Raw genomic sequence first — 13,161 nt, 5'->3', positions numbered from 1 at the left:
CGAAAGTTGACGTTAAAGCCAAAGGTAAGAACGTACAAGTATCCAATCAAATTGGTACCGCAGCAGCAATTGGTAGAGGAGATGCTAAGGTTTATCAAAGTTCAAATCAAGAGATTGATAATAGCAGAGACCGTGTATACTTCTAGTACTAATAGGTACTAGGTTATCTCCATAGTACGCTCATGTTGAGTTACCATTTCACTATTCCAAAACCATTTTGTACAAGGAAGGAATTTTTATGTCAGTTGTAACATTTGAACAAGAAACACTCGCAGTCATGACCGAGTTAGCTGATGAAGAAATCAGTGGAATTGTCGGAGGACGCGGAGGTGTAGATATCGATGCCAAGACGAAAGTTGACGTTAAAGCCAAAGGTAAGAACGTACAAGTATCCAATCAAATTGGTGTCGCAGTAGCGATTGGTGGAGGAGATGCCAAGGTTATTCAAAAATCAAATCAAGCGATTGATAATAGCAAAGACCGTGTGATCTTCTGGTAGTAATAGGTACTAGGTTATCTCCATAGCAGGCTTATGTTGAGTTACCACCTCAACCAAAAGTCACTTTGACGGTTTGTATTGCCAAAAATTTCTCCATCATGATTTGTATCATCACTACAAATCAAAACAGCACTACCCTAGTAAGCATGTAAGTTATGCATTATTTCGTTAAGAGAGTTATTAAACAGTAATCCTTTGCCAATTGCTACGAACAACTGACAAAGGACTACAAACGACCCTTACGAATAAGCTACAGACATCTTATAACATAGTGGTCTGACTATTATTGGCATCACAACCCTTTACAACGTTACACGAACATTGGCGGGTGTAAGCCGGATAAAAACGAAAGGTCAAAGGGTAAGCGACCAATCATTATTATCCCTTACTTCTTACCCACCCGTCAATGTTTTCATATAAAGATTGCAAAATCGTTACTTTAACGAAAGTTATTCTTCATCTACGCAAAATTTAAAAATAAAAAATTTGATTTTCTCAGCTTTCGACCTTTCATCAGATGGTAGGTTGATTTTTGCATCTGAATATTAGTATGCCAAAGCAAACAAAACATATCCGCCTTCCGCTAAAGACAGAAGGTAATTTTTTATTCAATTGTCAGCCTAATACCCAATTCCTTCTGAATGCAATGCAAATTGGGATGGTTTATAGTGATTAATCAAAAAAGCGACCTATTCCGCAAAGAAGCTTTAGAGCGCGCTTCTTCGCCTGAAGAACTAGATCAAATTATGCAGGTAGTCAGCCCGAAAAAGTGGCTACCTCTAGTTGCTGTTGGTTCGTTGGTGGCAACGGGGCTGACTTGGAGTTTTTTAGGTCGAATCCCAATTACGGTGACGGGTACTGGAATCATAGTCTATCCCAGTACAATTACCTCATTCCAGTCGCCGATCGCAGGTAAATTGCGAACAATCAACGTCCGGGTTGGCGACTTTGTAAATAGAGGAGATGTGCTGGCGACTCTAGACCAAAGCGAACTGATGAAACAGCTACAACTAGTACGCTCTAAATTAGGACAACTACAAACAGAAGATCGTGCTGCTAGCTTAGTGCAAGTACAGCGGCAAAACGCAGACAAAGAAGCCATTAAACAGCAACGCCAATCTTTGCAGCAAAACCTTCAGGCGGTACAGAAACTCACCCCGATTTTAAGGGAGAAAGGGCTAAATTCGATTCAACGCGATCGCGCCAACCAAACCCAAAGCTTACAAGCACTGCGGGATCTCTTACCTACCTTCAAACAGAGATTGAATAACCGCCAGCAGCTATTGCAGGAGGGAGCAATTTCTGGCGATACAGTCCTACAGTCACAGCAAGACTACTTAAATGCCGTCACCCAAATTAATGAAGCCGAATCGCAACTCAAGCAACTGGATGTCAAGGAAGCAGATGCCCAACGACAATACCTAGAGAATTTGAACTCAATTAAAGATTTGCAAGCGCAATTAAAGCAACTAGATAGCAAAGAAGCGACTGCGGCGCAACAAGACTTAGAAACTGTAACCACCCGCAAAAAAGAAATTCAGGAAGTCCAGCGGAATATTGTGCAATTAGCACTGCAACTATCAAGCAACAGCTTAGTCAAGAGCAGTTACTCTGGACGAATTTTAGAAATCTCCGCAAGTCCGGGACAGGTTGTTTTACAGGGTACACCCATAGGAGCGATCGCTGCACAAAAGCGATCAGCTCAACCTGTAAGTGTGGCATTTTTTCCCGTTGGCGATGGCAAGCAAATCCAACCAGGGATGAAGTTACAAGTCACACCTAGTACAGTGCAACGCGAACGCTTTGGTGGCATCATCGGTGCTGTCACAGAAGTCTCAGCCTTTCCTGTGACTAAAGAAGGTGCATTAAGTGTAGTAGGCAATTCCGAATTTGTGGAAGCTTTAATGTCACAAGGACCACAAATGCTAATTACTGCGCGACTGCAACCAGACAATTCAACCTTCAGCGACTACAAATGGTCTTCTTCCCAAGGACCACAGATGAAAGTCACTTCTGGAACTACCACCTCAGTACAAGTGACTGTGGAAGAACGCGCCCCGATTACTTTTGTCCTGCCGATTCTGAGATCCTGGAGTGGTATTTCGTGATATTGGAGATGAGGGAGACAAATTAATTAAAAATTAAAAATTAAAAATTAAAAATGAAGAATCTATACTTCTGCCTCCTGCCTCTTGTACAGACGCGATTAATCGCGTCTGTACAAAATTCAGTAATTTTCATATCAATAAATTAAGCCAAAGTCAAAGTTTTAAAAAATATTTTTATGTTCTGGCGAAATCTGCAAAATATATTAGGGCGCTTGCGTAAAAACAAGCGGTGTCATACTCCTACTCTGTTGCAAATGGAGGTAGTAGAATGCGGCGCTGCTGCTTTGGGAATTATTCTCGGTTATTACAATTGCATTGTCCCGTTGACAGAACTGAGGCAAGCGTGCGGTGTCTCCCGGGATGGAGTTAGTGCCTTAAATATCTTGAAGGCTGCCAGAAATTATCGACTCAGCGCTAAAAGCTTTAAAACCAACTTAGCTGGCTTGTTGCAGTTAAAATTTCCCTACATTGTATTTTGGAACTTTAACCATTTTTTAGTAGTAGAAGGAATCGGCAAACAGCGAGTTTATCTCAATGACCCTGCTACTGGACGGCGCATCGTCTCCTTGGAAGAATTCAGCGGCGCTTACACGGGTGTAGTGCTAGTTTTAGAGCCTGGTTCAGAGTTTCAACGAGGAGGACGCAAGCCTAGCACAATCTTAGCTTTGTGGTCACGGTTGCGAGGCTCCATTGGCGCATTACTTTACTGCGTGCTGGCAGGATTTTTGTTAGTAATTCCTGGACTAGCGCTACCTGCATTTTCCCAGGTATTTGTAGACAACGTATTGATTGAGCATCGGTATGAGTGGTTGCGTCCCCTAATTTTAGGCATGATCTTCACAGCCGGACTCAGTGGATTTTTGACGCTCCTACAGTTGCAGTTTTTGCGTCAAATGAAAATTAAATTGTCCGTAGGGATGAAGAGTCGGTATCTCTGGCACATTTTACGCCTACCCGTCAGTTTTTACGATCAGCGGTATGCTGGGGAAATCAGTAGCCGCATGGAACTTAACGACAGCATCGCCGACATGCTTTCGGGTGAATTAGCAACTACAGTAATTGCAGCAGTATCAGTATTTCTATATGTAATAGTGATGTTGCAATATGATGTTGTACTAACTTTAATTGCGATCGCCTTTGTCATTATCAACCTTGCCGGCTTACAGTGGGTGAGAGGGCGGCGCGTAGATGCCAATATCAAACTCATCCAAGAAGAGGGAAAAGTTCGTGGCGTAGAAATTTCTGGTCTTCAGAGTATGGAGACACTGAAAGCATCTGGATTAGAATCAGATTTTTTCTCTCGCTGGGCGGGTCACTATGCCAAAGCCATCAACACCCAGCAGGAATTAGAAGAAACAAACCAGACAATAAGTGTTTTACCATCTTTTCTGTCAGCGATCGCTTCCATGCTGCTTTTAGCTGTAGGCGGTTTGCGAGTCATGGATGGAGCGTTGAGCATCGGCATGTTAATAGCCTTTCTCGGCATGATGCAAAGGTTTTTCGCCCCAGTAAGTAATCTCATCAGCCTGGGAAGCGAACTCCAAGAGATGGAAGGTAATCTGACTCGCCTCGATGATGTCTTACGTAACCCCATTGACCGGCAGTTGGAGCAGGGAAGAGGCAGGGGAGCAGGGGGGCAGGGGAGCAGAGGAGCAGGGGAGAAAGAGGACAATTGCAATCTTTCCCCTCTGCCCCTCTGCCCCTCTGCCCCCTTGCCTAAATTACAGGGGTATGTTGAATTACGCAATGTGACATTTGGTTATAGCCAAATTGCCCCGCCGCTGATTGAAAGTTTTAATCTCTCGCTCAAGCCGGGGCAGCGAGTTGCCTTAGTGGGTGGGAGTGGTTCTGGTAAGTCTACTGTTGCCAAACTTTTATGTGGACTTTACGAACCGTGGCAGGGAGAAATTCGATTCGACGGCAAACCCAGAGAGCAAATTTCTCGCCAGGTACTAGCCAATTCTATTTCTGTCGTAGAGCAAGAGATTTTGTTATTTGCTGGCAGTGTCAGAGACAACTTGACGCTTTGGGATACTACCATACCTGACAGTCATCTTGTCCGAGCTTGTCAAGACGCAGCGCTTCACGATGTAATCCTTTCACTACCTGGAGGCTATCATGCTGACCTTTTGGAAGGTGCTACTAATTTGAGTGGTGGTCAGCGACAGCGGTTAGAAATTGCCCGTGCTTTGGTGAATAATCCCAGTATCCTAATCATGGATGAAGCCACCAGCGCCTTGGATGCCGAAACAGAAAAAAACGTCAGTCGTAATCTGCGGTTGCGCGGTTGCACTTGCATTATCGTGGCGCATCGACTCTCGACTATCCGAGATTGTGATGAAATTATTGTCCTCGATCGCGGCAAGATAGTCCAACGGGGAAGCCATGAACAATTGCAGCAAGTTGAAGGGTCGTATTTACAATTAATTCGCAGTGAGGGAGCAGAGGAGGAGGGGAGTAGGGGAGCACAGGAGCAAGGGAGCACAGGAGCAGGGGAGCACAGGAGCAAGGGAGCACAGGAGCAGGGGAGCACAGGAGCAGGAGAGCAGAGGAGCAGGGGAGCAGGGGAAGAAATTACTTCCTTGTCCCCCTCATCCCTCTTGTCCTTCGCAAATCTCAAAGGACAACACTATCGTTTTCAATGCAATGAATCGCTACTGCTAGATGACCCGGAGACAATTTGGCTAGTGAAATCTGGTTACTTGGCGCTATTTGCGATCGCAGTTAATGATGGCATTCCAGAAGGCACTCGTCGCTATTTATTTAGTAGCACAGCTGGACAGGCGATGTTTGCGATTGCACCAAGTTTAGAGGGCAAGCAGCAAGAGATTTTAGCAGTATCACTTGAGGAGACAGAAATTCTCAAAGTATCCAGAGCAGACTTTAACCAGTTGTTTGCTGACGCTAATAAAGAAGTAGTAACTCTGATAGAACGGTGGATTTATCAATTAGGTTCGGTACTTGCTGGCATTACTACGCCAACGACACCAACATCGCTGCCAAAAACCCGCCAGTTCTCCTTGGTCAAAGACCAAATCTTCCAGCCGCATCAAATATCGTGGGTGCAAATTCTCCAAGGGCGTGCTAGATGGATGGGGTTTGCAGAACTGCCGTTAACTTCTGCCTCTGGAATGTTGCCTTTGGCTGAAAATATCTGGTTACAAGCAGATAACACTGTGGAGTTGAAAAGTGTTAACACCCCAGAAATTGCAGATATCAATTCCTTATTAGGTGGTTTGTCCCAACTACAAACCTACTTCCTCCACTGCATTAATCTGCTGCAACGCCAGGAAATGGATGCAGAATTACTGAGATTTCAAGCCAGAGAACGTCTTGAGAGCCAAGTGATGCAAGAGACGTTAGCAGAATTAGCATCTGTATTGCCACAGCCAATGTCAGACAGACTAAATAATAGTTTAGGATTCAGTAGTAGTCTTGATGCAACTGACCCAGAGCAAGCCTTACTAATTGCTGCTGGTGCTGTGGGACGAGCATTGGGAATTAAGATTTGTCCGCCAGCTGCCTCAGAAGATTCTAATCGAGTCCAAGATCCTGTAGAAGCGATCGCTCGTGCTTCGCGTATCCGCGTGCGACGGATTCAGTTGCGGGACAATTGGTGGCAAAAGGATTGCGGGGCGATGTTGGCATTTACGCTTGCTGATAAACTACCAGTGGCACTATTACCAGTGTCTGATACACATTACGAACTCTACGTTCCTGGGGAACGAACGCCTATCTCTGTCGATGCCCACATAGCAGCAGCCCTAGCTAAGACTGCCTACGCATTCTATCGACCTTTACCTGATAAAAAGCTGAAAACTTTTGATTTACTTCAGTTTGCCCTCCAAGGACATTACAAGGAACTAATTATAGTTTTAGTAATGGGAATGACCATCAGCCTTTTAGGAATGCTGACACCTCAAGCTACAGCTATCCTAATCGACAAAGCTATCCCAGATGCTAATCGAGGCTTGTTGAGCCAAATTGCTGTTGCTTTGGTGGCTGCTGCCTTTGGCGGAACGCTGTTTCAACTAGCCCTTGGGTTTGCCACGATTAGGCTGGAAACTTTTGCCGATTCCTCCACCCAAGCCGCAGTGTGGGATCGATTGTTAAACTTGAAGGTTTCCTTTTTTCGCTCTTTCTCAGTTGGTGACTTGGATTCTAGAGTCACCGCTATTACTCAAATTCGCCAGCGACTGGGTAACACAGTCTTAAAAACAATCTTCTCCAGTTTGTTCTCACTACTAAATCTGGGATTGTTATTTTACTACAATGTTACCTTAGCTCTCATAGCTTGTGCAGTGGCACTGGTAAATATTGCCGTCACTATCATCTCTGGTACTCTTATTGTCCGTAAAGTTCGCCCATTACTAGAGCTACAAGGACAAATCTTTGGCGTGATGGTGCAATTAATTAATGGAGTTGCCAAACTCCGAATCGCCAAAGCTGAAACCCGCGCCTTTGCCTACTGGGGTAAACAGTATACGCATCAACTGAAATTAATGTTAAGTACCCAAGGCATTGAAGATAGCCTCGCCGTAATCAATCAAGTATTACCTGTGTTAACCACTGCTGCCCTCTTCTGGTTTGCTACTAGCTTAATTGGGCAATCCCAAACTCCTGGAGGTGGTGGTTTATCCACTGGCACATTCTTAGCATTCAACGTTGCTTTTGGCACGTTTATTAACGGAGCCACTAGCTTAAGCAGCACAGTTGTGGAAGTTTTGCAAGTCTTACCCTTGTGGCAACGGGCCCAACCAATTTTGCAAGCTGAACCAGAAATTAATTCCGCTCAGGCAGATCCGGGTAGGCTATCGGGCAAATTAGTTGTAGATCGGGTAACTTTCCGCTATCGCGACGATGGCCCCTTGACGTTGGATGATGTCAACATTCGTGCTGAACCAGGAGAATTTATTGCCATTGTTGGGCCTTCTGGCAGCGGTAAATCAACTTTATTGAGGTTACTATTGGGGTTTGAATTCCCGAAATCTGGCACGATTTACTACGACGGACAAGATTTAGCTTCTTTGGATGTCCATGCTGTACGCCGTCAATTGGGTGTGGTACTGCAAAATAGTCGGTTGATGTCAGCCTCTATTTTCGAGAATATTGCCAGTGGTGCCTTGGTGACGATAGACGAAGCTTGGTCAGCAGCTCAAATGGCAGGTTTAGCGGATGACATTGCGGCGATGCCGATGCAGATGCATACAATCGTCAGTGAGGGAGGTAGTAATCTTTCTGGTGGACAACGACAACGGCTGTTGATTGCTAGGGCGTTGGTGTTGAAACCCCGGATTTTGCTATTCGATGAGGCCACTAGTGCTTTAGATAACAGAACCCAGGCAATTGTCAGTGAAAGTTTACAACAGCTAAAAGTAACTAGGGTTGTGATCGCCCATCGCCTCAGTACTATTCAAAACGCTGACCGAATTTACGTACTTGCAAATGGCAAAGTAGTGCAGCAGGGTAGTTTTGTTGAACTAGGAAATCAATCAGGGCTATTTGCACAACTGATGATGCAACAGTTGCTTTAACTTCTCCTACTCTGGTAAAAAATGCTGAAACTATTAAGATTAGAAGCATCTGCTTACTGAATACTCACTAATCTTTCCCAGCCATGCCTCTGTCACGCATAGTAACGCTGATTGTTGGTCTAATCGTAATTTTGGGGCTAGCCCTATGGCTAATTGATTCCCTATCACGCCTCTATTGGCAATTATCCTATTCGCCGTTGCTAGGCAATTTACTGCTGTTGCTGCTGATTGTCCTCATTGGAGCTTTGGTTGCCGCTTTTGTCTATTATGTATTGGTGATTCAGTCTGGGGAAAAGCGAGCGCGTCGCAACCCGAAGCGAGTGACTGCGGCACAAATTCCAGCTGGCAAATCTGATGCTGCTTCTACAACTCTCCAGGCTGTGCGGCAACAGGTAGCGCAAATTCAAGATGAAGTCACACGCCAAGCTTTATTGAGTCGATCGCGAGAGATTGAAGCCAACCTCGCACGGGGTGAAATTCAAGTAGTGGTATTTGGTACGGGGAGTGCCGGCAAAACTTCCCTAGTTAATGCGATTATGGGACGCATGGTCGGTCAAGTGGATGCACCGATGGGTACAACTCAGGTTGGAGAAACCTATTGTCTGCGGTTGAAGGGATTAGAACGCAAGATTTTAATTACGGATACGCCGGGGATTTTAGAAGCAGGGGTGGCGGGAACAGAACGGGAACAGATGGCGCGAGAACTGGCAACAGAAGCAGATTTACTGTTGTTTGTGGTAGATAATGATTTACGACGCTCAGAATATGAGCCGCTGCGGGGATTGGCAGAAATTGGGAAGCGATCGCTCCTAGTTCTCAACAAAACTGATTTATATACAGATGAAGATAAAGAATCCATCCTTGCGAGATTGCGTCAACGGGTACGGGGATTTATCGCTACTAATGATGTGGTAGCGATCGCTGCTAATCCGCAACCTGCACAACTCGAAACTGGCGAAACCTTCCAACCGGAACCCGATATTGTTCCTTTGCTACGGCGCACGGCTGCTGTTTTACGTGCCGAAGGTGAAGATTTGGTGGCAGATAATATTCTTTTGCAATCTCTGCGATTGGGAGACGAGGCGCGAAAACTCATCGATGGCCAGCGTCGCCGTCAAGCTGACAAAATCGTAGAACGGTTTCAATGGATTGGTGCTGGTGTGGTATCAGTCACGCCGATACCGATTGTAGATTTATTGGCGACAGCTGCTGTTAATGCTCAAATGGTTGTGGAAATTGGTAGAGTCTACGGCTGTGAATTGAATATGGAACGGGGACGAGAATTAGCTCTTTCTTTAGCGAAAACCATCGCTAGTTTGGGTATTGTTAAGGGAGCAATTGAATTATTATCTACAGCGTTGCAACTCAATGTTGCCACCTTTATTATTGGTAGAGCAATTCAAGGCGTGACAGCAGCTTATTTAACGCGAATTGCTGGCAAAAGTTTTGTTGAATATTTTCGTCATGACCAAGATTGGGGTGATGGTGGAATGACGGAAGTTGTCCAGCGACAGTTTCAAATGAATCGCAGAGATGAGTTTATTAAAGCTTTTATACAAGAAGCGATCGCGCGAGTGGTGAAGCCGTTACAAGATAAATCTGAAGCGATCGAGGAACAAGAAAGCAGAGAGGAATCTGAATAACTATAAATTTTTTATAAAAAATTAAAAAAACGCTCTTGCTTTTTTGCAAGAGCATTGAAATTTTTCGAGGAAAAAATACTTTATCGGATAGGTAGCAAATTACAGCAGTTTTCATGTATTTGAACCACATCTGTTGTAGGGGCGCAAGGCCTTGTGCCCCTACCGCGTGGTCTATTTACTTGAAAATAGCTGTAAATCAGCCTATACACTTAGAGAGGAATCCAACGAAGATGAACTTACGCCATGCTACCTTTGCTGATTTGGATCTACTGCGACATTGGGACGATCAACCTCATGTGATTGCTTCAGACCCTAACGATGACTGGGGCTGGGAGGTGGAACTAGATCGTAATCCTGATTGGAGGGAGCAATTGATTGCTGAGATCGAAGGTCGTCCCATCGGATTTATCCAGATCATCGATCCTGCACGAGAAGAAAGTCACTATTGGGGCGATATCGCAGCCGATCTTCGTGCCATTGATATTTGGATCGGGGAAGCAGCTGATTTGGGTAAAGGTTATGGCACAAAAATGATGCAGCTAGCAATTAGCCGATGTTTCGCAGACTCATCTGTGACGGCTGTAATCATTGATCCGCTAGCTAGTAATACTCGCGCTCACCGCTTCTATGAACGTCTTGGCTTCCAATTTATTGAGTATCGGCGATTTGGTGACGATGAGTGCTTTATTTATCGCTTGAACCGAACAGATTGGCAACACCACTCTTATTAAGGTAGCGCGTGAAGACTGTCCAAAATGCAGCGTCAGCATTCGATAGAATCCCTAAAACAAGCTTCCAAGCTACTTAACCTGCACCTTTAAATGATTTGAGCAATTCCGGTAAACACAAAAATCCAGCCAAATACTAGCGCTGAAGTAACGGACGCAAAGAAGGGAAATGCGATGCCTGCGGCGGGCTGCGCCAACGCAATCATGCCTAATACAATCATGAGAATTGCGATGGCGTACCCGCCCGCCGTACGCGATCGCAGTTAACCAACCAGAATTAATCTGAAGGTTTTCCCTATTTTCAAGATCAGTGACTCTTATAAAAGTTCTCCTAGAGTCGTTTCAACATTTTGAACTAGGCAATCCCGATGCCGCCTGTTACACCATAAACTTCTCCGGTGATGTAGCTGCCTTCTTGGGAAGCAAGCAACACATACACAGGAGCAATTTCCACAGGCTGACCGGGTCTTCCGAGCGGAACTTCAGAACCAAATTTCTCGATCTTGTCCTGGGTCTGACCACCACTCGGCTGTAGCGGTGTCCAGAATGGGCCGGGTGCGACTGCATTAACGCGCACTCCCTTCTCGATCATCTGTTTGGCGAGAGATTTGCTGAAATTCTCAATGCCCGCTTTCGTCAGCGCATAGTCAAGTAGACTCGCTGAAGGTTGATATGCCTGAATCGAAGTGGTGTTAATAATTGATGCTCCGGGCTTGAGATGTGGAACGGCTGCTTTGGTAATCCAAAATAGCGCGTAGAGGTTTGTCTTCATCACTTTATCGAAATGCTCAGTCGTGATATCGCTAATTGATGGGTAAGATGTCTGTGCGCCAGCATTGTTCACCAGAATATCTAAACCGTTCAAAGATTGCACTGCATCTGTCACCAGCTTTTGGCAAAAATGCTCGTCGGTGATGTCACCGGGAAGCGCAACCGCTTTGCGCCCTGATTGTTCAATCAATTGGATCACCTCTTGAGCATCAGCCTCCTCGCTCTTAAGATAGCCGATCGCGACATCAGCACCTTCCCGCGCAAATGCGATCGCAACAGCGCGCCCGATACCAGAATCGGCTCCCGTGACCAATGCCTTCCGACCTGCAAGCTTTCCACTTCCAATGTAGCTCTGCTCACCGTGATCCGGTTTGGGCTGCATCTTTTGAGCAAGTCCTGGTACGGACTGCGGTTGTTGGGGAAAGGGCGGAGCAGGATATTGCTGCCGGGGGTCTTGCATCTCTAATCGCTCGTCTTTCATCACTTGTTCTTTTGATAGTTTTGCAATTCAAGACTCAAGTATCAAGGATCGAGGAGAACGATTCCTCACCCTTTCAGTAGAATAATGTTCCAGAGTATGCAAGACTTAGGCGCGGGCTAATTGATGCGCTTGTAGCTGCTCCCGTCACAAACTCCCAGTGTTACTAAGTAGTTTCAGAAAGGAATGGCACTAAGAAAAGCTGAAATAGTTGCCTGATAAGGGGTTTAGAAAACTAATAGTTTTAAGGTCGGGAATCAAAATAATCTGCAACTCTCAGTTTGCGATCGCTGCTTCATTAATTTACATTTTTCCAAAGTGATAAAACCCTTGTAAATAATACATTTGCGCTTTTCTTAGTGCCATTTTGCTTTAGCCACCAACCTCCAACACCAACAACCATTATCCCACCAAGGGCGCTAGGTTCTGGAACAGGGGTTGAATTGGTATCGACCACAAGTTTAGCAAACGCTTGACCACCACTCTCAGAAAAAAGATATTCCTCAACAAGATCCCCTTGAAGCGCACCTCCAATTGAGAAAAAATTTCCGTTTCTGGCGTTAATATCTGCAATGGCGTTGGAGTTGAGAGCAAAATTCAAGATTTCGTTTGGATCGCCAGAAGTAGTAACGTTAAAACTTCCATAATTTTTACCACTTCCCAAATCATTATAAATAGTATTATTGGGGCTATTATTTTTCTGACTCAACACATTAGCAGGTGTTGAAACATCAAAAAAACCTAGAGTCTCTGTTGGATTTCCTGAACCCTCAAATCGTTGAATTTGCAAAGTTGCTGAAGAAACTCCTACTAGATTACCAAGATCGAATTTAAAATAGTTACGTAAATCTGTTCCGCGTATATTTCCAGTTACGTAGTTGATATTATCGTTAGAATTAGGGCCATTAAGTCCATCTTCAGCAGCCCACCAACCTTGATCTGATGCAGTCTGAGTGAAAGTTGCTGCTTGGGCTGTATTCAGCGTTCCTAATCCAAACCCAACAATAGCAGACGCAATTGCTAATTTATAAAACTTTTTCATTGGATATCTCTTTAAATTAGAACCTGTTTAACTGAAACTTACAAAGCTATTCTTTATCGAACAGAATTCAGGAGTCAGGTGTCAGAATTCATTTGGAATTCTCTCTGACTGGTGGATAAATAATCGGCGTTTTTGCACCCCCACTAAATTGAAATATTTTAGCCCCAAAGCACAAACTAGGAACAACTCATACTCTTCAACTTTTCGTTTACAGACTAGTAATTAAAAATTAATTATTGGGTTAGTATTCTATTCAATATTGTTAGCTTTGTATTAGATTTACAAAGTATTTACGCACATATAGTATATGTAATACTTAAAAAAGTTGTGAGTTTGCAAGGATAAATACATAAAATTC

The 13,161-nt window shown here is 44.5% G+C and carries 8 protein-coding genes and 1 pseudogene; 6 read left to right on the top strand and 3 right to left on the bottom strand.

What is annotated here, in order from left to right; translation table 11 throughout:
• Positions 1-238: 238 nt before the first annotated feature.
• From HWQ40_RS04935 to HWQ40_RS04910, 6 genes and pseudogenes are all read left to right on the top strand, one after another.
• Positions 239-499, top strand: a complete 261-nt coding sequence (locus HWQ40_RS04935; protein ID WP_292775314.1) for a hypothetical protein — start codon at positions 239-241, stop codon at positions 497-499.
• Between the two features lie 668 nt (positions 500-1,167).
• On the top strand, positions 1,168-2,607 hold the full coding sequence (locus HWQ40_RS04930; RefSeq protein WP_292775313.1) for an NHLP bacteriocin system secretion protein: 1,440 nt from the start codon (positions 1,168-1,170) through the stop codon (positions 2,605-2,607).
• Between the two features lie 176 nt (positions 2,608-2,783).
• Positions 2,784-5,048: pseudogene (locus tag HWQ40_RS04925) on the top strand (NHLP family bacteriocin export ABC transporter peptidase/permease/ATPase subunit); the annotation flags it as partial.
• A 141-nt stretch (positions 5,049-5,189) separates the two neighbouring features.
• Positions 5,190-8,141, top strand: coding sequence for an NHLP bacteriocin export ABC transporter permease/ATPase subunit (locus HWQ40_RS04920; RefSeq protein WP_292775391.1), 2,952 nt, complete (start codon positions 5,190-5,192; stop codon positions 8,139-8,141).
• An 83-nt stretch (positions 8,142-8,224) separates the two neighbouring features.
• Positions 8,225-9,784 carry a YcjF family protein gene (locus HWQ40_RS04915; protein WP_292775312.1) on the top strand — a complete coding sequence of 520 codons (1,560 nt, stop codon included), beginning with the start codon at positions 8,225-8,227 and terminating at the stop codon, positions 9,782-9,784.
• A gap of 230 nt (positions 9,785-10,014) precedes the next feature.
• Positions 10,015-10,515: a GNAT family N-acetyltransferase gene (locus HWQ40_RS04910; protein ID WP_292775310.1), complete on the top strand. Its 501-nt coding sequence runs from the start codon at positions 10,015-10,017 to the stop codon at positions 10,513-10,515.
• A gap of 86 nt (positions 10,516-10,601) precedes the next feature.
• Here the strand turns inward: HWQ40_RS04910 and HWQ40_RS35555 are convergent, their stop codons facing one another.
• The 3 genes from HWQ40_RS35555 to HWQ40_RS04900 all read right to left on the bottom strand — a co-directional run bounded on the left by HWQ40_RS35555 (position 10,602) and on the right by HWQ40_RS04900 (position 12,803).
• Positions 10,602-10,718 (bottom strand): hypothetical protein, encoded by a 117-nt coding sequence (locus HWQ40_RS35555; protein WP_366933912.1) that lies wholly within the window; start codon positions 10,716-10,718, stop codon positions 10,602-10,604.
• A gap of 149 nt (positions 10,719-10,867) precedes the next feature.
• Positions 10,868-11,764 carry an SDR family oxidoreductase gene (locus tag HWQ40_RS04905; protein WP_292775309.1) on the bottom strand — a complete coding sequence of 299 codons (897 nt, stop codon included), beginning with the start codon at positions 11,762-11,764 and terminating at the stop codon, positions 10,868-10,870.
• 295 nt (positions 11,765-12,059) lie between these two features.
• Entirely contained in the window at positions 12,060-12,803 is a 744-nt protein-coding gene (locus tag HWQ40_RS04900) for a PEP-CTERM sorting domain-containing protein (RefSeq protein WP_292775308.1), read from the bottom strand.
• Positions 12,804-13,161: the final 358 nt, after the last annotated feature.

The sequence above is a fragment of the Nostoc sp. NMS9 genome, assembly GCF_017114995.1.
In the GTDB taxonomy this organism is placed as follows: Bacteria; Cyanobacteriota; Cyanobacteriia; order Cyanobacteriales; family Nostocaceae; genus Nostoc.
This window is presented reverse-complemented; position numbering and strand designations above follow the sequence as displayed.